The organism is Paenibacillus ginsengarvi (genome assembly GCF_003626695.1).
GTDB lineage: Bacteria > Bacillota > Bacilli > Paenibacillales > NBRC-103111 > Paenibacillus_AB > Paenibacillus_AB ginsengarvi.
The window spans coordinates 15,044-40,161 of record NZ_RBAH01000016.1 but is presented as its reverse complement, the minus strand read 5'-3'; the positions used below and the strand labels follow the sequence as shown (position 1 = coordinate 40,161).

At 56.5% G+C, this 25,118-nt stretch carries 26 protein-coding genes; 14 read left to right on the top strand and 12 right to left on the bottom strand.

The genetic code is table 11. From position 1 onward, the window contains the following. Nucleotides 1-169: 169 nt before the first annotated feature. Nucleotides 170-1,567 (top strand): MFS transporter, encoded by a 1,398-nt coding sequence (locus D7M11_RS20805; RefSeq protein ID WP_120749184.1) that lies wholly within the window; start codon nt 170-172, stop codon nt 1,565-1,567. A 24-nt stretch (nt 1,568-1,591) separates the two neighbouring features. On the opposite strand, the gene D7M11_RS20800 is transcribed toward D7M11_RS20805, so the two are convergent. The 6 genes from D7M11_RS20800 to D7M11_RS20775 all read right to left on the bottom strand — a co-directional run bounded on the left by D7M11_RS20800 (nt 1,592) and on the right by D7M11_RS20775 (nt 7,125). Then, nucleotides 1,592-2,470: a helix-turn-helix domain-containing protein gene (locus tag D7M11_RS20800; protein ID WP_120749183.1), complete on the bottom strand. Its 879-nt coding sequence runs from the start codon at nt 2,468-2,470 to the stop codon at nt 1,592-1,594. A 196-nt stretch (nt 2,471-2,666) separates the two neighbouring features. Continuing rightward, nucleotides 2,667-3,191 carry a DnaJ family domain-containing protein gene (locus D7M11_RS20795; RefSeq protein ID WP_193556244.1) on the bottom strand — a complete coding sequence of 175 codons (525 nt, stop codon included), beginning with the start codon at nt 3,189-3,191 and terminating at the stop codon, nt 2,667-2,669. A gap of 72 nt (nt 3,192-3,263) precedes the next feature. Continuing rightward, nucleotides 3,264-4,190, bottom strand: a complete 927-nt coding sequence (locus D7M11_RS20790) for an MBL fold metallo-hydrolase (RefSeq protein ID WP_120749181.1) — start codon at nt 4,188-4,190, stop codon at nt 3,264-3,266. Nucleotides 4,191-4,192: 2 nt separating this feature from the next. Further along, entirely contained in the window at nt 4,193-5,506 is a 1,314-nt protein-coding gene (locus tag D7M11_RS20785) for an amidase (RefSeq protein WP_120749180.1), read from the bottom strand. Between the two features lie 188 nt (nt 5,507-5,694). Then, nucleotides 5,695-6,645, bottom strand: coding sequence for an alpha/beta hydrolase (locus D7M11_RS20780; RefSeq protein ID WP_120749179.1), 951 nt, complete (start codon nt 6,643-6,645; stop codon nt 5,695-5,697). Between the two features lie 72 nt (nt 6,646-6,717). Then, on the bottom strand, nt 6,718-7,125 hold the full coding sequence (locus D7M11_RS20775; RefSeq protein ID WP_120749178.1) for a MerR family transcriptional regulator: 408 nt from the start codon (nt 7,123-7,125) through the stop codon (nt 6,718-6,720). A gap of 170 nt (nt 7,126-7,295) precedes the next feature. On the opposite strand from D7M11_RS20775, the gene D7M11_RS20770 reads away from it, so the two are divergent. Together D7M11_RS20770 and D7M11_RS20765 are read left to right on the top strand one after the other, a co-directional pair. After that, on the top strand, nt 7,296-8,117 hold the full coding sequence (locus D7M11_RS20770; RefSeq protein ID WP_120749177.1) for an SDR family oxidoreductase: 822 nt from the start codon (nt 7,296-7,298) through the stop codon (nt 8,115-8,117). 305 nt (nt 8,118-8,422) lie between these two features. Further along, nucleotides 8,423-9,196, top strand: coding sequence for an alpha/beta fold hydrolase (locus tag D7M11_RS20765; protein WP_240041240.1), 774 nt, complete (start codon nt 8,423-8,425; stop codon nt 9,194-9,196). A 92-nt stretch (nt 9,197-9,288) separates the two neighbouring features. Here the strand turns inward: D7M11_RS20765 and D7M11_RS20760 are convergent, their stop codons facing one another. Beyond that, nucleotides 9,289-10,584, bottom strand: coding sequence for an aspartate aminotransferase family protein (locus D7M11_RS20760; protein ID WP_120749175.1), 1,296 nt, complete (start codon nt 10,582-10,584; stop codon nt 9,289-9,291). Nucleotides 10,585-10,803: 219 nt separating this feature from the next. On the opposite strand from D7M11_RS20760, the gene D7M11_RS20755 reads away from it, so the two are divergent. The 4 genes from D7M11_RS20755 (at nt 10,804) to D7M11_RS20740 (ending at nt 14,563) form a co-directional block, all read left to right on the top strand. Further along, a complete protein-coding gene (locus tag D7M11_RS20755) occupies nt 10,804-11,568 on the top strand; it encodes an SDR family NAD(P)-dependent oxidoreductase (RefSeq protein WP_120749174.1) in 765 nt (254 codons plus the stop codon). An 83-nt stretch (nt 11,569-11,651) separates the two neighbouring features. Further along, entirely contained in the window at nt 11,652-12,464 is an 813-nt protein-coding gene (locus D7M11_RS20750; RefSeq protein WP_147433471.1) for an IclR family transcriptional regulator, read from the top strand. Nucleotides 12,465-12,539: 75 nt separating this feature from the next. Further along, the gene (locus D7M11_RS20745; RefSeq protein WP_120749172.1) at nt 12,540-13,373 is read left to right on the top strand and encodes an amidohydrolase family protein; all 834 of its coding nucleotides are present in this window, start codon (nt 12,540-12,542) and stop codon (nt 13,371-13,373) included. Nucleotides 13,374-13,402: 29 nt separating this feature from the next. Continuing rightward, a complete protein-coding gene (locus D7M11_RS20740; RefSeq protein ID WP_147433470.1) occupies nt 13,403-14,563 on the top strand; it encodes a Gfo/Idh/MocA family protein in 1,161 nt (386 codons plus the stop codon). 122 nt (nt 14,564-14,685) lie between these two features. Here the strand turns inward: D7M11_RS20740 and D7M11_RS20735 are convergent, their stop codons facing one another. The 4 genes from D7M11_RS20735 to D7M11_RS20720 form a co-directional block, all read right to left on the bottom strand. Further along, the gene (locus tag D7M11_RS20735; RefSeq protein ID WP_120749170.1) at nt 14,686-14,916 is read right to left on the bottom strand and encodes a hypothetical protein; all 231 of its coding nucleotides are present in this window, start codon (nt 14,914-14,916) and stop codon (nt 14,686-14,688) included. 82 nt (nt 14,917-14,998) lie between these two features. Next, nucleotides 14,999-16,879 (bottom strand): hypothetical protein, encoded by a 1,881-nt coding sequence (locus D7M11_RS20730; protein ID WP_120749169.1) that lies wholly within the window; start codon nt 16,877-16,879, stop codon nt 14,999-15,001. Between the two features lie 141 nt (nt 16,880-17,020). After that, nucleotides 17,021-17,926, bottom strand: a complete 906-nt coding sequence (locus D7M11_RS20725; RefSeq protein ID WP_120749168.1) for a DMT family transporter — start codon at nt 17,924-17,926, stop codon at nt 17,021-17,023. 205 nt (nt 17,927-18,131) lie between these two features. Next, complete coding sequence (locus D7M11_RS20720; RefSeq protein ID WP_120749167.1) at nt 18,132-18,935, bottom strand: hypothetical protein; 804 nt, start codon at nt 18,933-18,935, stop codon at nt 18,132-18,134. A 216-nt stretch (nt 18,936-19,151) separates the two neighbouring features. Between D7M11_RS20720 and D7M11_RS20715 the strand changes: the two genes are divergently transcribed. The 4 genes from D7M11_RS20715 (at nt 19,152) to D7M11_RS20705 (ending at nt 21,736) form a co-directional block, all read left to right on the top strand. Then, nucleotides 19,152-20,072: a prenyltransferase gene (locus tag D7M11_RS20715; RefSeq protein ID WP_120749166.1), complete on the top strand. Its 921-nt coding sequence runs from the start codon at nt 19,152-19,154 to the stop codon at nt 20,070-20,072. A 24-nt stretch (nt 20,073-20,096) separates the two neighbouring features. Further along, nucleotides 20,097-20,825 carry a DUF6081 family protein gene (locus D7M11_RS20710; protein WP_120749165.1) on the top strand — a complete coding sequence of 243 codons (729 nt, stop codon included), beginning with the start codon at nt 20,097-20,099 and terminating at the stop codon, nt 20,823-20,825. Then, the gene (locus D7M11_RS36775) at nt 20,792-20,983 is read left to right on the top strand and encodes a hypothetical protein (protein ID WP_147433469.1); all 192 of its coding nucleotides are present in this window, start codon (nt 20,792-20,794) and stop codon (nt 20,981-20,983) included. Before D7M11_RS20710 ends, D7M11_RS36775 begins: the two co-directional genes overlap by 34 nt. A gap of 306 nt (nt 20,984-21,289) precedes the next feature. Then, the gene (locus D7M11_RS20705; protein WP_120749164.1) at nt 21,290-21,736 is read left to right on the top strand and encodes a GNAT family N-acetyltransferase; all 447 of its coding nucleotides are present in this window, start codon (nt 21,290-21,292) and stop codon (nt 21,734-21,736) included. Nucleotides 21,737-21,747: 11 nt separating this feature from the next. Here D7M11_RS20705 and D7M11_RS20700 read toward each other — a convergent pair whose 3' ends face one another. Continuing rightward, nucleotides 21,748-22,008 (bottom strand): helix-turn-helix transcriptional regulator, encoded by a 261-nt coding sequence (locus tag D7M11_RS20700; RefSeq protein WP_240041237.1) that lies wholly within the window; start codon nt 22,006-22,008, stop codon nt 21,748-21,750. On the opposite strand from D7M11_RS20700, the gene D7M11_RS20695 reads away from it, so the two are divergent. The 3 genes from D7M11_RS20695 to D7M11_RS20685 all read left to right on the top strand — a co-directional run bounded on the left by D7M11_RS20695 (nt 21,976) and on the right by D7M11_RS20685 (nt 25,107). Beyond that, nucleotides 21,976-22,263 (top strand): HAD family hydrolase, encoded by a 288-nt coding sequence (locus tag D7M11_RS20695; protein WP_158606756.1) that lies wholly within the window; start codon nt 21,976-21,978, stop codon nt 22,261-22,263. The two genes, D7M11_RS20700 and D7M11_RS20695, sit on opposite strands and share 33 nt — an antisense overlap. 58 nt (nt 22,264-22,321) lie before the next feature. After that, nucleotides 22,322-22,861, top strand: a complete 540-nt coding sequence (locus D7M11_RS20690; protein ID WP_120749162.1) for a P-loop nucleotide/nucleoside kinase family protein — start codon at nt 22,322-22,324, stop codon at nt 22,859-22,861. 137 nt (nt 22,862-22,998) lie between these two features. After that, nucleotides 22,999-25,107: a transglycosylase domain-containing protein gene (locus tag D7M11_RS20685; RefSeq protein ID WP_240041236.1), complete on the top strand. Its 2,109-nt coding sequence runs from the start codon at nt 22,999-23,001 to the stop codon at nt 25,105-25,107. The last annotated feature ends 11 nt before the right edge of the window (nt 25,108-25,118 follow it).

Genomic DNA, 25,118 nt, shown 5'->3' with positions numbered 1-25,118 from the left:
ACGTGCCGCAGATCGCAGCGGTACAACGAAAACGAACATTCGTGTTCTTTTCAATTGCCCTGGCTGGATGTACAATCAGGCGAGAGCTACACACACAGTCGCGGCTATTCGGGAAGCGCCTTCAGTCGCTTGTGCCCGAATAGCCGCAAGAGGGAAGGAAACGTAAATCATGTCCGCAAAACAACCAAGCAAATGGGCCATCCTGCAAGTCGTCAACATGGGGACTCTCATCTCCACGCTGGACGTAGGGATCGTCAACGTATCGCTGCCGGTGATGGCCGACCAGTTCGGCGTTTCGCTGGCGCAGATCGGCTGGGTCGCCACGATCTATCTGTTGACGATGGTCGCGCTGCTGCCTTTTCTCGGCAAGCTGTCCGACCGGCTCGAGCGGCGAACCGTGTACAGCTGCGGCTTCTTCGTCTTCGGTCTCGGCTCGCTGTTCATTGCGCTTTCGCACGGCTTCGCCGCGCTGCTGCTGTCGCGCTGCCTCCAAGGAATCGGTGCGACGATGATCATGGCCAACAGCCAGGCGATGGTGAGGCAGGTGTTCCCCGATCACGAACGGGGCCGGGCGCTCGGCGTCAACGCGATCGTCATCTCGATCGGTACGCTGTCGGGTCCCGCCATCGGCGGTTTGCTGCTGGAATTTGCCGATTGGCCGTGGCTGTTCTGGATTAATGTGCCGATCGCGCTCGTTGCCTGCGTGCTTGGACTGCGCTGGTTTCCGAAAGGGAAAAGCACGGCAGCCGTTAAGTCGCGGATCGATTTCGTCGGTTCCGCTTTGCTCGCGGCGGGAGCTTGTCTGCTCATGATGGCGGCCGAAGCGGTCAAGAAATCGTCTGCCTTTTCACCGCAGACGCTGGCTGAGGGCGTGCTCGGCATCGTTTTGCTGGTCGCCTTGTGGCTGCATTCGCGGCGCATCGATTACGGCATCCTGGACAGAGAGCTGTTCAGCCGGCGCAAAGTATGGCTCGGCAACGCCAGCTCGTTTCTCATTAATTTGGCGCAGACGGCGACGCTCATCCCCGTCACCTTTTATTTGCAGAGCCAGCTCGGCTATTCCGCTTGGGCTACCGGCGCTTTGCTCATGCTTCAGCCGCTCGTCATGGGTTTTGTCGCCCCGTTTGCCGGCTGGTTCCGCGACAAATACGGCGGCTCGGCCCCGATTGCGCTGGGCTCGCTCCTGTGCGCGGTATCGATGCTGTTCGTAGCGCTCTTCCCGGATGTGACGCCGATCACGGTCGGGCTGCAGCTGGCCGTGTTCGGTATCGGCATCGGCTTGTTTCACGCCACGAATAACGCGGAAATAATGAGCGCGGCTCCCGGCTCGAAGAGCAGTCTGGCCGGCAGCTTGCTCGCGATGGTGCGTTATCTCGGGCAAATTGCGGGAATCGGCCTCGCGACGCTGCTTGTCGGCTCGATGGGCTCCGCAGGCGGGGCGGGGGAATCGTTCGGGGTGCCGATCCGGGTGCTGTTCGGCGTCTGCTTCCTGTTCTGCATCGCGGTAACGGTCGCCGGACGGCTCGTTCCGAAGGAAAAACCGACGCAGGAGAGTGTGTCGGTTTAAGCCGGGAAGGCTGCTGCTGCGATTCTATTCGCCGCCGCTTTCGAGTGCAAGCCGGCCGCCATTCTTCCGCAAGTCGGAGGGAGGGTGGCCGGCATATTTTTTGTAGGCTCTGGAGAACGAGTACAAGTCCGCGTATCCGACGGAAAGGGCGATCTCGCCGACCGAGAGCGCTCCTTCCTTCAGCAGTGCGGTGGCTTTCTCCATACGCAGCCTTAGCACGAATTGCTGGGGAGACTCGCCGGTTTCGCGTTGAAACATCGCAGTGAAGTGGGAGCGGTGCACGCCGGCCAGCCTGGCGGCTTCTCCGATGCTCAGCGGCTCCGTATAGTGGAGCCGGAAGTAGGCGAGCGCTTGGTTTACCCAGTCGCCATTATGCCGATCGGGCTCGGGCGGACGGGAAGTTTTTTTCGCCAGCCGGTCGAACAGCATGTACAGCAAAAGCTGGCGGGCCAGCGGGTCGCCGTGCGGCATATGCAGCGTTCTGTGAATGTTGTTCACGATCGCCCGCGCCGACGCGTCGAACGGCGAAGCCGTGCTGAAAGGCTGGCCCGGTCCGATTCCGATTCTTTCCAGCAGAGCGGGAAGCTGGGGGCCGTCCAGAACCAGCCACATCATCCGGAGCGGGGAGGCGGAAGGCTCGATTCGGTAGCTGTAGGAGACGTTTGGCCAAAGGCAGAACAAGTTATGCTTCGCAAGGACGACCGTTTCGCCGCCGTATTCGAGCCGGACTTTGCCCTGGACGATGAAGTGCAGGCTGTAGCTTTCGATAATTTTCGGCCCGGAGAGATAGCTTGGCTTCGCTATGTTATGTCCGGCGCGAACGAGCCACATGCCCGCCGTTGTTTCCAAAGGACCGGGTACGTTCCGCCAAGCTTCGTAATATTCGAAGGCCGACTCCAGCATGTTGGCCAGCTCCTCTCACTCGGTTTGGCGCAAGGTCATAGTAGGATCATCATAGCATGTTCGCGGCGGAGCAGCCAAATAGCGGCTGTGGGGTGCGGGCGCTGTGAAATCGAACAAACCGGCTCCCTGCCTGTGACGGAAGGAGCCGGTTTGTTCGGATGCCGCACTGCTGGACAGAAGCGGGCGGCGGTGTGGCCTATTCCCAGACGTTAGCCTGCTGCCTTAGGCTGTCTGCATGCAGGCGGCCTTTTTGAAGAACGGGAGTGGGGACGCTGTTGTTGTATTTGGCAATTTTTTTGTTAAGGTCTGCGAGTTTGGCCGGCAGCGATGCTGTGTCGCCGCCTGCATCAAGCTGTCGGATCAGGGCGCGGATATCGTCGCGAATCTCGTGCTGAAGCTCCAGCCAGGCGGGAAGAAAGCCCGAATTTTTCAAAATCGAGTTCATAATGTCGCCGGTCGGAACCTCGATCGGTTTTCCTTTGCCTTCGAGCCGGTCGAGGCCGCCGTTTTGCTGACATTCGCGGATCGCTTCGTCGATCCAGCTCTGCGTGCGGCGTTCCTGTATAATCGTACTGGCTGCGTTTTCATACACTTCCCCGTTAGTGGACGGCGCGGCCGAAACCGCAGGGGAGGCGGGGACTTCGATCTTTCCGGTTGCAGGATTGCGGCGGAACCATAAGGGCATGAGCAGCGCATCCTTTCGTTTCCATAATGGATTCAATTTTAGTATAGTCGTTCCGGCAGCGGTTGCTGGTTGTAATTGTGAGAATAGTGTGTCAATTCGATGGCGGCATTAACGCGCGAGCGCGATGCTTTCGATGATTTCTCCGCTGCGTGTAAGATGAATGTCGCCGCGGCGTTCCAAACTGAACAAATGGACGAGAACGACGTCTAGCCAGAAGAGGAGTCCGCGGTGTATGCGGCCTTCGGTACATTCCAGGGCAAGTCCGAAAGGAGCATCGATTCCGCGCCGTACGGCAGCCAGCAGCTTTTTGTCAGTTGCTTCAAGTCGGTTCAGCGTTCGGGCGATCGTCTCGTCCTGGCGGTCGATGACGCTTCCGTGACCGGGCAGTATGGCTGCCGCTTGGCAAGCGGCGATTTTGCCGATGCTGTTTGTGTACGAGTCCAAACATTCCAAAGCAGGCGGGCCGTTATGCAGAACGGCGTCACCCCCGAATAAAACGCCGTCATCCCCCATAAGCGAAATATGATCTGCACAATGACCCGGCGTATGCAGTACCGTAAGCTTTCCGCCGCCGATATCGACTGTCTCCCCATCCTGCACCAAACGGTCGAACCTGATCGCTTGCGCGCTGGAATCCTCATCTGGTGGAGGCGCTGTTCCGTTTGCATCCAGAAGCACGCTCCATAACGATTCAGGCATATAACGCTTCCTCGTCGAAATCGAGCTCGGGGAAAGGGGCAGTTGGTCGGGAACGGGAAATGCGATCATTCGAGCTTGACCCCACGGCAGAGAGGAGCCGGCGGCACCGCCCGCATGGTCGGGATGGCGGTGTGTCAACACAATTTGATCGACACCGGACGGATGCAGCCCGAGCTGCGCCAAGTCTGCGTGTAGACTGGACCGGCTGTGCGGACTGTTATAGCCGCAATCAATCAAGGTCACGATGTCAGATACGATGGCGTACACATTCACATTGCCGCGTCCTGGCTCTTCAATGGAGATTCTTGTTACCTTATCGTTTATACGCTCCAGCATGATTAACGTCCCCCCATCTTCAGCGTTTGTTCAATTCGTACTGCCCACTCTAGCAGTTCTTCATCTTGGCCGTATGCGCCAATGCATTGAAAACCGAGCGGCATGCCGTTCAAGAATGCTCCCGGGATCGATACTGACGGCAGGCCGGCATAGGTCCAGATGGCCGTCATCCCGCCGCGGCCCGTTTCCGCATAACCTTGCGGTGCGGGACCCGCCTGCGCTGGGGAAACCCACAGATCGATGCCTTCGCCATCCATCGTCAGTTCAAGCTTGCGCCTAAGCTCGGACTGACCTCTACGCCTAAGCTCCAGCTCCTCCGGCGTTACCGTTTGCCCTTTCTCGATGGCGCTGCGGCAGACCGGGCCGTATAGCTCACGGTACGACTGAAACCGCTGTTCGTGAACGAGCGCCATCTCCGCCTGGATCATTCGCAGCATCGCATCGCCGTACAGGAAATCGTCCCCCCAAGGCATATCCACGGATTTCACCATAAATCCGGCTTCCTGCAAGCGACCGATCTGCGCCTCAAATACGGACCAAGTGCCCTCGTACAGAAGGGATCTATATATGCCGTTCGGGATTCCGACAACCGTGTGGCCCGCCCTCCTTTCTATGCCACTGCGCCATCGGGGCACAAGCGCAGAGCAAGCATACCGCATGCTTGCCACGTCTTGGGTGAACAGGCCGATCGTATCGAACGAGGGAGAGAGGAGCAGGACGCCGTCCGTCGGAATCCGGCCGTAGCTGGGCTTGAAGCCGACTACGCCGCAGAAGGAGGCTGGAGCGATGACCGATCGAAGCGTCTGAGTGCCGATGGAGAGCGGAACGAGACCGGCGGCAACGGCAGCGGCCGAACCAGAGCTTGAGCCCCCCGGGGAGTGCAGAAGATTATGCGGATTGCGGGTAGGGGGCACGCTGCTGTAAGCAAATTCCTCGGTCGCCGTTTTGCCCGCGAGCAAGGCGCCTTGCATCCGCAAACGGGACACAATAGAGGCTTCAGGTCCGGTTAACGCGTTCGCGGGCAGGTTGTAGCCTGCTTTAGTCGGAAAACCGTTCGCATGGATCATATCTTTAACGCCGACAAGAATGCCGAACAAAGGCGGTTTATTATCGGGATCGCGGTACAGTTCCGAAAGATCCGATGCTTCCCGCCATAACCGCTCCATCCTTCCGGTCTCCGGCTCGAACGCCCGCACGGCAGGCTCTACCCGATCGAAGCGTTCCATCAAAATGTTCAAGTAATCGTGCAGCCGGATATCGCTGCGACGGAGCAACTGAACGTCTTCGAACAAGGAGCAGCGGTTGAGTAGGGACATGTTCAAACCCCATTTTCATTATAAAGTAATTATTATTACTTTATATAGTAATTGATTTAATTCGATTCGGCAACAGCGAAGTTAAAAAAAGGAAAAAACAGCCGGTCCTTAGCCGGCTGCTCTCGTATTCGAATGGAACCTTGTTCGCCGGTTCCGCTTCCGTATTCTTATGTACCATGCTCCGCCCTCTATTCGATCGCGCCGCCAACGGGCGGCAGCTTCAGCGCCGACCGTACGAAGCGGCCGATGTTCGCAATCGCCTGACGGGCTTCCGGGAGCATATGGGCCATGAATTGAAACACGCTCCACATCTCGTCCCAAACTTCCAGCGATACCTGCACGCCTGCTTTGGTCGCCTGCTCGGCAAACCGGGTCGCATCGCTGAGTAGCACCTCGTGGTCGCCCGCCTGGATGTACAGCTCCGGCAGTCCACACAGCTCCATGCGAAGCGGCGATAAAAGAGCTGGAGGCTCTCCCGGCCAATCGCCGAGGTAAGCGTCTGCAATCGCCTGATTGCCTTGTTGGCTGCCCGTCGGATCGAGCTCGGCCCGCGACCTATACGACTCTCCGTCCAAATGGACGAGGTCGGTATGCGGAGACAGCAGAAACGCCCCTGCCGGAAGCGCCTCTCCGGCATCACGCAGCGATAGCAAAGTCATCAGCGCCAAGCTGCCGCCGACCGAGTCTCCGCCGAGAACGATATTTTGGGCCGGATAGCCGTTTGTGATCAGCCAGCGATAGGCGCTCAAGCAATCCTCATTGGCGGCAGGGTACGTATGCTCCGGCGCGAGCCGATACTGGACGGTAAGCACCTTCACGCCGCTTGCTTCGGACAATCTCCCGGCGAGGCCGCGATACATGGCGCAGCTCCCGGAAGTAAATCCGCCCCCGTGAAAGTATAGGATGATCCGTTTTATTTCATCGGGACATGTTTCGCCGGTGTCGGTGCAAACCCATTCCCCTTGCAGCCTGCCGATCGCCGTTTGCTGTACGCAGGTTGCGGGGAGCAGCGGAATGGCGGAAGCGGCGGCGTCCATCTCGCGCCGAATCTGGTCGGCCGGCTTGCCGTCGTGTCGGCTCGTTTGCCTCAAAAAGCTTTTTATCGCGGATAACTGTTCTGGGGATGTGCTTCGCAACATTAGTATATGCCTCCTACAACCGTTGATGGTACTAGCATACGGGCTGTAGGTAGGTACAAGGTCAAGAGGGAATCACGAATCAATACGGAGCGTACGCAGTGTATCCCGGATGTCCGGATGCTTCTCCGTCGCCTGGATATTCGCCCGCAGAGCGGCAAGAAGCGATTTCGTTTGTTCGCGTTTGGCTATTTCTTGGTCCAGTGCGCCGATTTTGCGGTCGATCGCTTGCAGGAAGTCGCCAAGACCGATGTTTCCGCCGCCCGATGAGGTCAGCGCCTTCTTGATCTCCTTAAGCGTAAAGCCGCAGGACTTGGCGTTTTTGATAAAAGTGAGCCTGGCCAGTGCTTCTTCCGTGTATAAACGATAGCCGGAATCCGTGCGGGCCGGCGGCGGAAGAAGGCCTTCGTTTTCGTAATAACGCAGCGTTTCGCTGTTTACTCCCGCCAGCTTGGCGATTTGCCCGCGTTTGTAATCGGACATGGGTAGCGGCCTCCTTAATCGATGCAGTAGTATTCTAATCTTACCAAATCGTACGGTTGCCCGGGTGTTTTCGTTCTTTTGTCAAAAGGATGAGCAAAATATTGTCCACTGGGACATGCTAAACGAGGAAGCCCATTTTCCAAAAACGGTTTATTCAGGAGGGATCATTTATGCCGCAAACCGCCGTACAGCCGACCGAGCAGCAGCGGAAGCTTCAGCGGGTACAAGACATGGTTGCGTTCGTAACCGGGGCAGGCTCCGGAATCGGGCGGGCGACGGCCATCCGGCTTGCACAGGAAGGCGCCAAAGTATGCCTTGCCGATCTGAAGGAAAATCGCGCCGACGAGGTGAAGCAGCAGATTGAAAGCTTCGGCGGCCAGGCGATTGTAGCCGATGTCGATGTTTCGGATCCGAAACGGATGGAGGATGCGATCCGGCAAACGTTCGATCAATGGAAACGGCTCGATATTGTATTCGCCAACGCCGGCATTAACGGAACGCTAACGCCGATTGAAAACATGTCCGAGCAGGACTGGGACCGTACGCTTACGACCAATCTGAAAGGGACGTTTCTGGCGGTCAAATGTGCGATCCCTCATATGAAGCAGAACGGCGGCAGCATCGTCATTACGAGCTCCATCAACGGCAGCCGTAAATTTTCCGGCTTCGGCTCATCCGCCTACAGCGCCTCGAAGGCGGGGCAGGTCGCTTTTGCGAAAATGGCGGCGCTCGAGCTGGCCAGGTACAAAATTCGCGTGAACGTCATTTGTCCCGGCGCGATCGAAACGAATATCGGGGAAAATACGAAGAAAACGCCGGAGCTGAAAAACATCGAAATCCCGGTGCAGTATCCGCAGGGCAGTCAGCCGCTGGAGCATGGGGCGGGCAAGCCGGAGCAGGTTGCCGATCTCGTGTTGTTTCTGGCTTCCGGCGAGTCGAGCCATATATCCGGTACGGAGATTTTTATCGACGGGGCGGAATCGCTGCTGTAACGGATGGGGCTAGGAAAATGTATACGCAGCGAAGCCCGGCCGATGGCCGGGTTTCTTTGCTGTGCAAGCGAACCGCCGGGATAGCGGAACGAATTCTCCGCTAAAGATGGCAAAACGCGCGGATGCGGTGGAATAGCGGAAAAACGTTTCCGCTATTCGCATGTGCGCTCACCTGCTCGTTCCAAAATCGGGCGAACCGAAACCGATTGGTACAAACCCCTGCGGATTGTCGGCATATAATAGTCGGGAATCGCCCCCGGCAACCGGGAATAAGACGCAAGGGAGTGGTCCGACTCTTGGACAAAGTGTTCGTGAACGGTGTAAACATCTGCTACGAATCGGTGGGAGAAGGCTTCCCCCTGATCGCCATCACGGGGAAGGACAGCAATATGGACTGGTGGCATCCGAAAGCGAAAGCCGCACTCGGCGAGAACAGACGCCTTATTATGCTGGACAATCGCGGAACGGGCCGGAGCGACGCGCCGACCGAGCCATATGGCATCGCGGATATGGCCCGGGATGTGATCGGCCTTATGGACGAGCTTCATATCGAAAAAGCGCATGTATTCGGCCAGTCGATGGGCGGCATGATCGCTCAGGAGATTGCGATCGAGTATCCTGAACGCGTGGCGAAGCTGGTTTTATGCGCAACGACATGCGGCGTCAGGCGTGTGTTTCCGACGCTGAAGATGATTCGGTGGCTGTCGCGTAAGCAGGCTGCTTTTTCTCCGGAGCATACGCTCGGCATGCTGTTCACCAAAGATTTCATGTCGGCAAATCCGGACACGCCGGCGGCGCTGGTCGAACGGATGGGACGGCTGCCGCCAAACCCAATCAGCATGGAGCTCCACAAACAAGCGAACCGAAGCTACGACTCGTACAAACGATTGCACCGGATTACGGCGCCGACGCTCATTATCCACGGACAGAAAGACTGGGTGTTCGGTCCGAAGCACGCCCGCATCCTGAACGACCGCATCGCGGACTCCAGGCTCGTCATGTTTTCGCATGCCGGTCACGGTGTCTTCACTCAGGAGTTTCCCGCCGTTCTGGAGCAAATCCGCCGGTTCCTCGGCTGAACGGCCGAGTGCCAGCAGCATGACAGGCGGCGCAAACGGCAGCAAAAAGGCGAACCGATCGCGTTGTCGGTTCGCCTTCTTCTAGATTATGCTTATTTGCCGGTCATTTCCTTCAATACGGTTTCGATCGCTTCAAGCGTAATGTCGACTTCTTTGTCGGTATGACTGTAGCTGAGGTGATTGCGCTTGAGGTTCATCGGCATTTTGTAGATGCCTTTCTCGATCAGCTTCTTCCGGTACGTTACATAAAACTCTGCGTCGTTGTGCTGCAGGTCCGTGTAGTTTTTCGGTTCGAAGTCCATGAAGTAGGTCGTCCACGTGGAGCCGAAGCCGGCTACGTACGCCGTAATGCCGAGGCGGTCCAGAATGCCGCGGATTTCAGAGCGCATCCGGTCGCCGAGACGGAAAATATGCTCGTGAACCGGCTCGTTTTCCATCGTTTCGATCGTGGCGATACAAGCGGCGGTGCCTACGGCATGGCCGTTGTAAGTGCCTGCGAACCAAACGTCGCCGCCCGGCTGCGTGTTGAAGCGCTGCATATATTCCTTCTTGCCCGCTACCGCCGCGATCGGGAAGCCGTTGGCCATCGCTTTGCCCATCGTAGTCAAGTCCGGTGTAACGCCCGCTACCTTCTGATAGCCGCCGATGCTGTGACGGAAGCCGGTGATGACCTCGTCGAAAATGAGCAGGGCGCCGTTCGCGTCGCACAATTCGCGCAGTCCTTCCAGGAAGCCCGGCTGCGGCATGATGATGCCGATGTTGTGCGGGATCGGCTCGATAATGATACAGGAGATTTGCCCTTTGTTTTCATTAAAGGTGCGCTCCACGTCGTCCAGATCGTTGTACGTGCAGACGAGCGTATTGTCGATCGCTTCTTCGAGCATCCCGGCCGAACCCGGATCGCGCTTGCCGATTTTGTCCCACGAGCTGAGCATGTTGCGGGCGACGTAGTCGTGCCAGCCGTGGTAGCAGCCTTGGAACTTGATCAGCTTCTGACGTCCTGTTATGCCGCGGGCGAGACGGATCGCATGGAACGTCGCTTCCGATCCGGAATTGGCGAAGAGCACCTGCTCGGCGGACGGAACGTGAACCGTAATTTTGCGGGCGGCCTCGATTTCGAGATCGGTCGTGCCTACGCCGTACATATCGGTTCTGCTGAGCGCTTCGATTACTTTATTATTGACATAAGGGAAGTTATGGCCAAGGATGTACGGACCGAACGCCGCTTGATAATCAATGAACTTGTTGCCGTCGGCGTCGTAAATGTAGGCGCCTTCGCCTCTCGTAAATACGTGAAACGGCTCTACGTTTCTAGTTGCGGAATGCACGCCTCCAGGCGCATATTTGCGGGCTTCCTCGCGAAGCTTAGCGCTGTTTGTGTTGATCATGTCGCCCCTCCGAAAATTCAGCATATTAAATGTGATTCAATAAGTTGATTATATGGCGATATTTAACTAGAAGTCAACCTGCATAATATGTCTCTATTTCGTATGCCATGGATGTTATAATCATTGACAATGAAAAAAGGATTCCACTATTATTATATTGAATGTTGTTCATTATATTAAGTTGACCATTCCGATACTTTGTCGGAGGAGGAATATCCAATGAAATTAGCCGGTAAAAAAGTGCTCATTACCGGGAGCGCGCAAGGGATAGGCCAAGGCATCGCGGAGAAGTTTTTGCAAGAAGGCGCCGATCTGTTTTTGCTTGACGTCAAAAACGAGGAGCTGCGCGAAACGGCGGAAGCGCTTCGCGGCCGCTCGTCCTCGCGAATCGAATATGCCGTATGCGATCTGAGTGATTTGGACGCCGCTGCCGCCGCCGCTGAACAGGCCTGGACGCAGATGGGCGGCATCGACATTTTGATCAATAATGCCGGCATTGCGTTCCGCGAACCTTTTGCTGGAATATCGCTGTCGCACTGGACTAAAATTATGGATGTAAACGTAAATTCGATGTTCGTGCTGAGCCAATCGATCGCGAATCGAATGATCGCTCGCGGTAAAGGCGGATCGATCGTCAACATGACGTCGAAGAACGGACTGGCCGGAAGCTCCATGCTCGCGCACTATAACGCTTCCAAAGGAGCCGTCGTTCTGCTGACCCAGTCGATGGCCGTGGAACTGGCTCCGCAGGGCATTCGCGTCAACGCCGTCGCGCCGGGCTTTATCGATACGCCGCTGGACCGCAAGCTGAAGCAGCAGGACCAGTCGCTGAACTTGACCGCACGCACGCCGATGGGCAGACTCGGCACGATCGAGGAAGTCGCGAATGTATTCCTGTTCCTCGCTTCCGACGACGCTTCCTATATTACAGGCACGACGATTGCCGTCGACGGCGGACATCTGGCGAACGCGAGCGAGCTGTAAGCCGAAGTGGCGCTTTCGGCGAAAAAACGCTTTCAACTCTATTGTATGTGGAACGGCCATGGAAGGAAAGGAGGAATTGTGCATTGAAAAAGCAGCCGAAGGAATATTCCGTCCCCGCCATCGACAAAACGGTGGCGATTCTGAATGCGCTCACCGAGCAGCATTTGACGATTCAAGAAATTCATACGACGCTGAACGTGCCGAAGTCGACCGCTTTTGTCATTCTGAACACGCTGGAGCAGTATTCGCTGATCCAGAAAAATCCGGAAGGCAAATACAGACTCGGACACGGCGTGCTCCGCTGGGGAATCGGCTATATGAAGTCGATGGACCTCGTCGCCATCGCTCGTCCGCATCTTGAACAGCTTGTGGCGGATACGCCCTACACCGCGCATCTTGCCGTGTCGGAGAAGGGTAAGCCGGTTTATGTCGACAAAGTCGAAGGCGGCGGTTTCGTCCGGTTCGCCACGAAAATCGGGCAGGTGCAGCCGCTGCATATGTCCGGTGTGGGCAAGGCGATTGCCTCAGGCATGAGCGAGGAGGAGATCGCCGCCGTGCTCGCGGCCGAACTGGAAGGAACGCCGGATAAGCTCGAACGGGCGCTGGAGAAGCTGATGGAGGATGTAGAGCATGTGCACCAGTACGGCTTCTCGATCGAGGATGAGGAGTTCGAAGAAGGCATCCGCTGTATCGGGGCGCCGATTCGGGGCGAGAACGGCCAAGTGTTCGCTTCGATCAGCATCACCACGCTGAACAAAGATTTGCCGGCTACGAAATACCAGATGATGGGGGCATCGGTCAAAGAGACGGCCGACCGCATCTCTGCAGAGCTCGGCTATTTGGAGCAGAAGCCGGCTCCTGTCAAGGATATGCCGAAGCAGGGCGGAGCCCGGTAAACCGGCGGAGCCGAGTCCGCTGCGCAAGCAGGCAAACGAGCATAAAAACGCGCTAGAGAGGCGTGAGCTAATACGATGATATTCGATTGCCATACTCATCTGTTTCTTCCGGGTCAAGTAGGCGGGGCGTGGGGAGCCGCCGCCAAGCGGGCCTGGAATATGGAAGTTGTCGCTACGGTGGAGCAGCATCAGGAATGCGTGAAAGATTTCGATGGGGCGATCGTGCTGGCGTTCGACGCTCCGGCTACAGGCTGTTTTGTGCCGAACGAGGATGTGGCCCGATACGTGGCCACCGCTCCCGGCAAGCTGTTCGGCTTGGCCAGTGTCGACCCGAACAAGCCGGATGCGCCCCGGCTTCTGCATGAGGCGATTGCCGAATACAAGCTGAGCGGCCTCAAAATCGCGCCGATTTACCAAAACTTTTACCCGAACGATCCGAAGCATTATGCGCTGTATGCGAAAGCAAACGAGCTGAAGCTGCCGATTATGTGGCATCAGGGCACTTCGTTCGTGCCGGAAGGCTATTTGGATGCATCAAGGCCGGTCGAGCTGGATCCGATCGCCCGCGCATTCCCCGATCTGAAAATGGTTATCGCCCATATGGGTCATCCGTGGATCGACGAATGCATCTCGGTCGTCCGTAAAAATACGAATGTGTACATGGACATGTCCGCACTTGGTTCGCGGCCTTGGCAATTTTATAATGCGCTCGTCAGTGCGATGGAATACGGCGTGACGCATAAAATCTTGTTCGGCTCGGATTTCCCGTTTTTCTCGACGCAAAAAACGATCGACCTGCTGCGAAACGTAAATCAGTTCGCCAAAGGAACGACGCTTCCGCAAATTCCGGATCAAGTAATCGAAGACATCATTCACCGCAATACGCCTGAACTTTTGGGTCTGGTATAACCTAAATTAGAGGACGGAGCTGGTAAAAGGTGACGTTAAAGGTAGGTATAGTCGGCGCGCGAGGGCTGAGCAATATGATCGGTTTCCGCTCGATTGAAGGCGTCGAAGTAACGGCGCTGTGCGATCTGCACGAAGGGCTGCTCCGCGAGCAAGCGGACAAATTCGGTATTCCGAATACGTACCGCATATATGAAGACATGCTCGATTCCGATATCGACGCGGTCGTTATTTCCACGCCGATGCAGCTTCATGTCCAGCAGACGATTCAGGCGCTCGAGGCCGGCAAACACGTCATGTGCGAGGTGACGGCGGGGGTCACGATGGATGAGCTGTGGTGGCTGAAGGAAGCGGTGGAGAAGCATAGCGACAAAGTGTTCATGTTTGCGGAAAACTACTGCTACATACCGACCAATCAGTTGATCGGGAGCATGGTTAAGAAAGGGCTGTTCGGCGATATTTACTTCGGCGAGGGCGAATATTTGCACGACATCAAACATCTGGCGAGCGGTTACAACCGGCGCGTGCCGGGAGCCCAGATGGCTCCGGGCAAAACGTCTTGGCGCAACTACTGGCAGCTTGGCAAGCGCGGCGCCTTTTATCCGACGCACAGTCTCGGTCCGCTCATGCAATGGTTCAAAGGGGAACGGATCCAATCGATTGCGACCTTCGCCACGGGCTGGCATACCGCCCCTGGATTCCGGCAAGAGGATACATCGCTGACGATGGTCCAGCTCGAGAGCGGCAAGCTGCTCAAAATCCGGCTCGATTGCATCTCGAACCGCCCGCATAACGGGTCGTATTATTCGCTGCAAGGAACGAAGGCGTGTTACGAAGCGCCCCGCGGGCTTGGGGACGATCACAAAATTTATTTCGTCCAGGACGGGGAGCATCCGGACAAGGCGCAGTGGCGTCCGCTCTCGGACTTTAACGACCTGCTGCCAGAGCGTTACCGGAACGTGACGGAGGAACAGAGCAAGGCCGGCCATTGGGGCGGTGATTATTTCATCGTGCAGGATTTCGTCGATTCGATCCGGAATGGTACGAAGCCGCCGATTGATGTGTACGACGCCTGCGAATGGACGGCGGTCGGCCTGCTGTCCGAGCTGTCGGTCACGAACGGCGGGCGCGTGATGGAGATGCCGGACTTCCGCGGTAAAAGCTCGTACAAAGAACAAATCATAAAGCTTTAAATCTGGTCACGGCAAGCGGGTATTCACGAATGCGATCATAAAATAGTGCGGGCACATGGGATCCCCATGTGCCCTGTTTGCGTATACGGCCTGTTCTATTTAGGCTGCCACGCCCTGTAACCTCAGATAAGCAGAACGATGGCGAGCAGATCGAACAAGACGAGCGGCAGGATGAAAGGCGCAAAAAAGCGTGTGCCGACTTTGCCTTTTCCCCTCCGTTTGCGCGGTGCTTTTTGCAAATAAACATGCGTTTTTGTCACTTTAACGATTTTCCCGATATGGGTTATGCCCGATTTCGTGCGAACCTTCACTCTCCGATTCAGCATGGAACGGGCTGTTTCGTACTGGACCATGCGAAGCACCTCCTTCTACGACTACCATATGCTTGTCGAGGTAGATTGTGAGGGCTTGTGCGGTCCAAATGCATGCCGGGACTTATTCGCCCGGAAGTGTAAGAGCGAGTCGTGTCAAGTGATGATCGGAGTCGGTCTCGTAATCCAAAAGCACTAATTTCCCGGGAAATGGAACGGTAATGCGGTACGATTCCGATGCAGGTTTCGTATTTGCCGGGGGAGGCTTCAGTTGTTGCGGCAAATAGCCATTGTACGCCCCGGCTCTGCTCAAATGCTCGATAAAGCCGTCCCAATCGGAGGAAGCGTACAGTCCCGCCAAATAGTCCGACCACGTCTTCTCATTCCAGTCAGGAGCTGTGACGATTGCTCCGTTTGCGGCGATCGTTTGCAGCGCCTTGTTCACCATCGTGCCGTCCGCCTCCTGAAGCGCGGCTGCGAGCTGTATAAACGGGCGTTTCGGACCGATAGAGCTGTAATGGTTTTTGGCCGCCAGCATCTCCAGCACGTCCTCTTTGCTTGTATGAGCGGAAAACCAGTACGAGCGGAAATCGCCTGCGTTGATCCGGCTCGCCTGCGGCGTCCAATAACGTCCGTTTCCTGCTATCCGAGAGACCGGCTCCGCGTCGAATTGAGCCGGATATTTCAGAAGGAAGATGTTCTTCCCGTCGCCGCTTACGGTCATCTCGAATCGCATCGGCTCTTTATCGGCAGAGCCGAGTTCGATAACGGCAGCCGTTCCGCCGCGGCTCGTGTAGTAGAACGATCCGTCCTCGCTTCTCGTTCTGACGAGCCGGTATAGGATCGTTTGCTCCTGAAGCACATCCTCGTTCCAACTCGTATGGTGGGAACCGGATGAGGTTACGCGCTCTTTTTTCACCAGCCAGCTAATCTTGGCCGTTCCGCGAATCTCCTTGACCGAAGCTCCGTCCGCTAAATCCGGCAGCGAGATATGCAGCCGGAACGAGCCGTCGTTCCACGTATAGGTGCTGTACATGGAATCGGAGGCGTTAAGAGCGTCGGAAAATCCGGCGCTATACGATATTCCCGGCAGTTCCGTTCTTGCCGGATGGAGCGCGCGATCGACGGCAGCCGCCGGATAACCGAGCGCGACCCAGGTGGCCGCAGCAGGCACGAGCAGGACAAGCGCCGTCAAACCGGCTGTTTTTACACGATGAAGAGGGATTGTTTCGGTTTGAAAGTTGGCTTCCAGCCGGTATTCGGCCGTTTTGGCGTGCAGACGATTCATAAACTCGCCGATCAACAGCGTAGCGGCCGTGCTGTACAGCAGCATAATCACATAATACCGGTACGGATTAGCGAGTGTGACAAGCACGCTAATGCAACCGGTCAGAAACATGGTGAGCAGAGCAAAGCCCGCGAACGACCAGAAGTGGGCGCGAAACAAAGACGGACCGACTTTCAGAGCGTAGCCGAGCGTATGATCGTACAGCACGATCAAATAAGGCACGAACGAATAGACGAACAATACAAGAAACAGAATCGCAATAGGACCTGGGCCCAGAGGGGCTAAGAGCACACCGGCGATTAGCGCCAGTAACTGAAGGAACGACCAGCCGAGCATTCGCTTGAAATAATGGCGGCCGTAATCCGCCAGCCTGGACGGCTTGCGCCTCAGCACGACATCGCGCAGACCTCCAAGGTAAACACCCCGCGAGTAGCTTTGAATCCCGATGGCGATCAGGGAGAAGACGACCGTCCACGCATAGGAAACCGCCGCGGGCTCGGGCAGGAGGGATAACGGCTGCTTCAGGTCCTGAATCGACGGCATCCAGAGCGGAATCGCCGCCTGAAAGGCGTTTGTTGCCGGAGTCGTAGTTCGGACCGCTTCCCCAAACAAACCCGCCGGATGAATCGAGAATCCGCCGTACACACCGAGCCCGACAAGCGCGGACAGCAGCAAATCGGTCAGCATCGCGACTGCGATCAGCTTGGTGTACAACATGCAGCGCCCCCTTTAACAAAATTTTCTATATACCGTAGACGAATGGAAGGAGGTAAAAGTTTCGATATATCATAAACGCAAAAAAACAGACCGCGGACGGTCCCGCAGCCTGACTTTTGTAACGTCGGATGTTCGGCTCACTTATGCGCCGACCGATCCCATCTTCGTTTTGTTCCGTGCCGGAGTAACATTGGCGAGAAAAACGCCGAACAGGATCAACACGCCCCCGGCAATTTGCGCCGGTTGAATCGGATCGCCGAGCACAAAATAGGCGACGATGATCGCAACAAACGGAGGGATGTTCATAAACATCGAGCTGGTCGAGGCGCCGACCCGGGAAATGCCTTGATTCCACCAAAACCCGGCGAGCCCCTGACCGAAGATCGCCGCTGCTGCCAGCACGAGCCACATCGTCAGATGGGCGCTCACATGCATATGGCCTTGAACGCCTTCCATAACGGCGGCTGGCGTCATCAGCACCGTGCCGACGACCGTTGCCAGTATCGTAATATCGTACGAATCCATGCTTTGCGACAGGCGCCGGATAAACAGCAGGCTGATCGACATCGCCAGCATCGCGAGCAGGAGGTAGACGTCCCCTAGCGAAATGCCGAGCGCCTTTCCCCCGAACAGGACGATCATCGCTACGCCGACAAGGGCGATCAGCGAGCCGATCAGCTTGAACGCTGTAATCGATTCGCGCAGAAACAGCTTGGCAAGGAAGATCGTCGCAACCGGAGACAGCGCGATAATAAGCGCCGCATTACCTGCCGTTGAGTTCTGCAAGCCGGTGAAATAAAAGAACTGATTCAGCAGTGTGCCGAAAAAACCGGCGACCGCGAGCAGCAGCCAGTCGCGCCGGCTCGGCTTCCTCATCCGTCCGTGGGCGAGCGCGATGGCGATGAGCAGCAGCGAGGTGAGGAACAGCCGCGAGTACGACAATATAATCGGGGAGAAATCTCTCAGCAAATACGCGCTGGCTACATAGTTGAAGCCCCATAACAGCGAAACGCCGAGCAGACGAAGCAGAACGATGCGATCTTTCACTTCCGGTACCCTCCAGGATGCTAACGAGTAAACTGATCATCCCAGTATAGCTCCGCAAGCGAAAAGCCGTCAATGCAGCACAGAAGCCGTATGGACTGAATTTGCCAAAAAAACGGCGGGGATGCCGGCACTTTCCCGATCTATACGAGGCTGGCGCTGCACACCGTCGGAACAGCCGGAATCTCGCCGTTTGCATGGGCGCCGGTCAGGAAATGGTTATCATCTGATACACCTGACGGCGGTCGCCGGGCAGCTTGATCTGCTTCGATTGCAGCTGCGAGGAGCCGTCCCCGTCCAAAAAGATGCCGTCGACGACTCGGTGGGCGCCGAGCTTGCCGACGATGGCGGCGCGAAACTGCTCCGCCGTACACGGCGTAGGCGTTACGATCAAATACAGCTTGTTGTCCCGGTCGTACACGAGGCCGGAGCGCATTCGCGGCTCGTCGTAAGCGGGCATTTCCTCGGCGATCATCCCCGCAAAGCTGATCCCGTCACGCAGGAGGTTCATGCTTACTCCGCCTTGGGCCCAGTACCGATTCCTGTCGGTTACGGCAAGCTCGTCCGCTTCCAGAGCGACCTGCACCGAAAACTGTCCGGCCGCTTCGTCCCAGACGAGCGTTCCTCGTTTCAAATGGCCGTTCACTCCCGTGTTGTACCAGCCGGAGCCGTAATCTCCGCTTGAGCCTTTGAGGGGCCGGTCGTTTTCGACCGCAATGCTGAGCAGCGAGCCCTCCCAGAAAAAGCCCCCGTTAATACCCGTATACGGAGCCTTCGTCACGTTCATATCGATCGGCTTCAGCCGGATTCGGTCCGGCGTCGTTTGCAGCGTATGCAGCACGATGCCGTCGGGGGCGAGCCATCTGTCGTAGCGGTAAGCATCGGATGACATTGCCGGAACACCAGGGTGCCGCAGCAAAAAAACAAGCAGAATGCCCGCCAACAGGAGAGAGGGGAGAATAAGCTTATACAGGGCGGAACGGGGACGAAGTCGAACGACGATAACACGCACGGTCTGGTTTCCTCCTTTGGGGCGGCAAGCGTATACGAATCTGGAACACTACTAAGTATACGAATTTTTCCAGAAAAGATGACATAGATTTGAAATTTCATAGAATAAGGCCGCGCATGACAACTAACCCAACAAATAATAGTACTTGTTCGGCTTCATTATGATTTATAATAAATGCGGGACTTTTCGCTCATCCTACCAGAAAGGGTCATCGATATGGACAAGCTGAAATTGTGGATGAAAGCTTCGCGCTTCCGCGTGCTTCCGGTTATGGTTATTCCTGTTTTATTGGGAGGCGTCGGGGCTTATGCGTGGGAAGGCGTTTTTCATCCTTTGTTATTTATCGTAACGCTGCTCGGCGCGGCTTGTACGCATTTGTTTTCGAATATGATTAACGATTTGTGGGATTTCCGCAACGGGGTCGATTCAGCGGCGAAAGAAACGGCGGCGGCAATATCGACAAACTCCGGATTTTTGGCCGGCGGCATGATGTCGGAGCGGACGTTCAGCTTCGCGACGTGGGGGTTGTTTGCAGTTGCCGTGGCGTGCGGCATTACCGTCAGCCTGTTCAGCGGCTGGTGGCCGCTTGTCATTGGCGCGCTTGGAGCATTGATCGCTTATTTTTATGTAGCTCCGCCGCTCAAGTTCGGTTATCTTGGCAAAGGCTATAGCGAAATCGCCATTTTGCTTTCCTTCGGCATTTTGCCCGTTATGGGCACCTATTATGTGCAGCTGGAGCAATTCGATGTCCGGCCGCTTCTGCTGTCGCTGCCGATCGGTTTGCTTACGACGCTAATTTTGTTCAACCATCATTTTTTGCATTGGCAGGCGGACCGTTCCGCCGGCAAAAGAACGCTCGTCGTCGTATGGGGCGAGAAGAAGGCGCTTGTGTTCTCCCGCTGGCTTGCGATTTTCGCTTATGTATCGCTTCTTTTGTGCGTCGTGCTGCAAGTGCTGCCGTGGTATGCGCTGCTCGCCGTGTTTACCGCGATCAAGCTGTTTCGCGTCTACGGTACGCTCGGAGAACGCAACGACTCGCGCGCTTATTTGCCTTTGATGGGGGCTTCGCTGCAGGCGTCTGTTCGCTGCGGCGCTCTTATGGCGCTTTCGCTGCTGCTGCAAGGACTGCTTCACTAATCTACAACTAAAGAGGTGGCTAACATGGAAACGTTAAAAACGTTCGGCGACTTTCATACGATTTTATCCGAAGGCGAAGTTTGGAAAATCGGCGGTTTCCCGCTGCAGGACGGCACGTTCTGGTCTTACCGCGAGCCCGACGCCGTCGTAATCGTTCGCAACGGCATTTTGTATGTCAGGGCGCCGCTCAGCCGGAGTCACGACAAGGTGCAAATCCTCGACAACGCCAAGCATATGTATTACTCGGTCGAGCAGGTTGAAGTGCCGGAAGCGGGGGAGATCAGCTTCGAGCTGCAAATTCGCGCCCGTTCGCAAAACACGGCGCCAGGCGATTTGTACGACGGCTACGTGTCGCTGAATTTGCTGGATTTCTCAACCGGTGCGGCGCTCGACTTTTTCGCGGGCAACGACAAATACGCAAGCGTATATGCCGTTTTGCCGTTTCCGGGCGTACAGGTTCCGCCGTCGGACAAGACGCGCTATTTTTGCATTTTCAAGGAAGATACGAACTTCAAGCCGCGTGAGTTCAATACGTACCGGATTACGTATCATCGCGGCGAGGACGAGGTCGTCTTTTATGTGAACGGCGAAGAGGTGCGGCGGGAGAAGGGCGTTCCTATCAAGTTCAACCGGTTCACGATCGCGCTCGGCATTATGACCGAAAAGGACTTGACCCCGGCCGGCAGCGTATCGGTTCACGGTCAAACGGTGATTGGCGAGTGGTCGCCGGTTACGGTTACGATCAAGGAGTAAAGCAGGACGATATACGGCGAATCGTGCGCGGTGACGGTGTTCACGGCGAATGCGGTTCGCCGCTTTTTTTGCGGCTGCTGCCGGGCGCCTGTGGAGAGGCAATAGCGGAACTCGAAGTTCCGCTGTCGGCGGGAGAGAGGAAGCGTAATTTCCGCTAAGCTGGCGGGGAGCCGCTGTTTGGCGGTGATAAAGGAAGCAAAAGTTCCGCTATGACTGCCGCAAGCCCGGGAGGAACGGGTGGAACAGGGGAATAAGGGAAGAAAAGCATCCGCAAAACCACCTCAGGCGGGCGCAAAGCGCGGATAACGGAACTTGCAGTTCCGCTAAAATCAGCCCGGTGGCGCAGATAGCATGTATGCAAAACTAACTGCCCAAAGCCATCAAGAGTTTATCCGGATGGCTTTTTTGTGCTCCTTCCGCCTAATTCATGGTACATTTAGGAAAAGGAGTGTGGTTATCTACTTATGCAAAAGATACGTGTCTGTACACGGGATGATATTCCGCAAGTGATCCGCTTGTCGCAGCAATGGGCCGAAGAGGGCGTTACGAAAGGTTATGAGAACGTGAAATGGACCGAAGAGAAGCTTGCCTCCCGCATAAACGGCTATTTCTTCGTAGCCGAGCTGGACGGGGAGATTACCGCTTACGCCTTCGGCACAGTCAAAACCGGGGGAGCAAGTCCGGTTATTCCTATGGACGAGCGCTATTTGGAACTGTACGAAGTGTACATAAGCAAGGCGTTTCGCGGCGAAGGTCTGGGCAGCGAGCTGGTGAGGGCGCTGCTCGCCAAAGCCGAGGAGGACGGGATACACCGGGCGACAGTCGGCTCCTCCAACCGGAACTGGCGTGAAGTCGGGGACTTCTACGAGCGGCTTGGCTTCGGCATGTGGTATTTCCAGATGGTCAAATGAAAGGATAGATGTTACTCGGCGATGCTGCGCGTCCTGCTCGGGGAAAGGCCGAAATGACGGGTGAACGCCCGAGTGAAGGTGAACAGGTCCGGATAGCCTACCGATAGGGCGATGTCGGTCACGGATAGCGTTGTTTGCATCAGCAGCTGTTTGGCGTTGTCGAGACGAACCTTCTGCATATACTTCACCGGCGGCATATCGCCGGTTGGCTCGTCCGGCAGCAGCTCCCTTACCAGGCGGTGCGCAACGTCGCCTGTATTGCGGTTCGCCACGAAAGCATCGGCAAAGGACCCGTCCTGCACGAGGTATGCCGGGCATTCGGCATCACACCCGGGGAGGTGCTTGTCATCGGGGATAGCTGCAACGACTTGTCCATGCTGGACGGCGGCTTCGGCTTCGCCGCGGCGGTTCCGGGCAATGCCGAAGACGAGGTGAAGGCGCGAGTGAAGGCGATTGGCGGCTATATCGCGCAGGATGGTTACGGCGACGGGGTTGCCGAAGCCGTAAGGCGCGGATTCGGCACCTGAAGCGGAATACGCTGCGGTTTCGAACTTTTCAGGGCGACAAACAGTCTATTCAGGGTGAATGGAAGGTCTGGAGGGGATCGAAGTGTCAACCGTTATTTTGCTCAGGGGGCGTCCCGGAGTTGGCAAGACAGCCGTTTCGAATAAACTCGCCATAAAGCTCGATGTCCCGATCGTGCGCAAAGACGATCTATACGACGTACTGGCCGGCGCGGTAGAAGGCCACGAGTTGCGAAACCGATTGGCCTACGGCATGCTGCACCGGATATTGGAGTCGAATGCGGCTAATGGAAGCCGCCTCATCCTCGACTTTCCGTTTAACCGGGAAGACGACATGGTGAGGTTCGCTGCCTGGCTGTCCGCGAGGGGGATCGTGCTGAAGCCGGTGTTGTGCATATGCAGCGATGAGCGGCTGTGGGCCGAACGCTTCAACGTCCGTTGCCTGAATCCTGCGCCGAATCAGCTGATCACCGATTTTGAGGCGCTGAAAAAGCACTATGGCGATCTGGCTATCCGCCCGCTGGAAGACGAGCTTGTCGTCGATACGGTGCAAACGCTGGAGTCCATTGTAGACCGCATTATGGCTTTTGTAGAAAATTAGGCTGGGTTACGATCAAAACGTCCTTTCCCGGGACGTTTTTTCGTTTTGGCGCGTCGCAATCCCCTTACTTCAAGACGGGCGTACGAATCATTATGATCAAGGCAGCCCAGAGAGAAACGAACAAGGGGAGAAACGAAATGATGAAACAACAGCGGCCGATCCCAAAAGTCCGCAATCCAGCAAGTACCGCAACAAAGAAAACAAGCCGCCGGAAGCCCTGGCTTCGTGCCGCAGGTGTCGTACTGATCGCGGCTGTTGCCGCGGCCTTGCTGGCGTTCGCCGCGCTGGCCTTATGGGTGCGCTCTCTCGATATCGGAAAGCTGGCGAATCCGCTGCTGGGTCCGACACAACTCATGGACCGAAACGGCAACGTCGTATCCGAGCTGTCTTCTTCGAAGATCGTTCCCGTCCCGCTCGAGCGAATTCCGCTGCAGATGCGCCAAGCGGTCGTAGTTGTGGAGGACCGGAGGTTCTACGATCATTCCGGCGTCGATACAATCGGCATTTTACGGGCCCTATATCGCAATGTGACCGATGGCGGTGTATCGCAGGGAGGCAGCACGATCACGCAGCAGCTGGCCAAAAATGTATTTTTATCGAACGAGCAGACGCTGTCCCGCAAGCTGAACGAAGCCGCTTACGCGTTCAAAATCGAGCAGACGTACGATAAAAACCGCATTCTGGAAACGTATTTGAATCAAATTTATTTCGGCGAAGGGCAGTGGGGGATTCAGCAGGCCGCGAAAACGTATTTCGGCAAAGACGTCGAGCAGCTAACGCTCGCCGAAAGCGCCATGCTGGCCGCTCTCCCGAAAGCGCCGAGCCATTATTCTCCGTTCAAAAACAAGGAAAAGGCGCTTGAGCGGCGTAATCTCGTGCTGGAGCTGATGCTCGGAGAGCAGTATATTTCCGACACGGACTATAAAGCCGCAATCGCGGAGCCGCTTCCCGCAGCGGGCTATGACGCCGGGGGATTGCGCGGTCAATACGGCTACTATCTCGACCAGGTGATCGAAGAAGCGATCGAGACGTACGGTCTAACGGAACGTCAACTGCTTGCCGGCGGTTTACGCATCTATACCGAACTCGACTCGGACGTTCAAAACGCTATGGAGACGACTTACCGGAACGACGCTTTATTTCCGAGAAGCGAGGCAGATCAGCTTATGCAGAGCGGGGCGGTTATTCTCGATCCGTATACGGGCGGAGTGCGGGGGATTGTAGGCGGTCGCGGGGAACATGTGTATCGCGGCTTCAATCATGCGACTCAGTTGAAACGCCAGCCCGGCTCGTCCTTCAAGCCGCTCGTCGTTTACGCGCCTGCCATCGAGATGGGCTACGGGCCCGCCTCCAGACTGTATGACGGGCCGCTTGATATTAACGGATATAAGCCGGCGGACTGGGACAAACGGACCCGGGGAGAAGTGACGCTGCGCGAGGCGGTGATCCGCTCGTGGAATATACCGGCCGTTTGGCTTCTGCATGAAATCGGGCTGCAGACCGGCAAGTCGTTTGCTTCCAAGCTGGGCATTCCGTTTGCCAAAGGCGACGACAATTTGGCCGTGGCGCTCGGTGGTTTGCAGGATGGCGTGTCTCCGCTGCAAATGGCTCAGGCGTACGGAATGTTCCCGAATCTCGGCGTTATGATGCCGGCGCATACGATCGTGAAATTAACGACAGCTTCAGGGAGTGTATTGGCGGAGGCTCAGCCGGTTCCCATCCAAGCGATGTCGGCTGCGGGCGCCTATACGGTGACGGGACTGTTGCAGGATGTCGTCCGGGAAGGGACCGGATCGAACGCGGCCATGAACCGTCCTGTCGCAGGCAAGACGGGAACGACCCAATTGCCGGAAACGGCGGAATTTGCCGGAGTAGAAGGTTCCAAGGACGCATGGTTCGTCGGTTATACGCCGGAGCTGGTAGGCGCGGTTTGGATCGGATACGACCATACCGACCGAAACCACACGCTGTCCACTTCGGGAGGATACACTCCGGCGCTCGTTTTCAAGGAAATGATGGGACTGGCTCTGAAGGACGTTGCCGCCGGCTCGTTCAAGCAGCTGCCTCCTGCGGATAACCGGAACAGCGGAGGCTGGGGCGCTTCCCCCGGCAGTAAAGAGAACGGGAACAAGCAGCAGCCTCCCGGCAAAGCCAAAAAGGCTGACGAGAAGAAAACGGACAAGGGAAAGCCAAAAGACGATAAAAAAGGGCACGGCAAAAAGGATCGCGACGAGGAAGACGACTAACGGTCCGCACG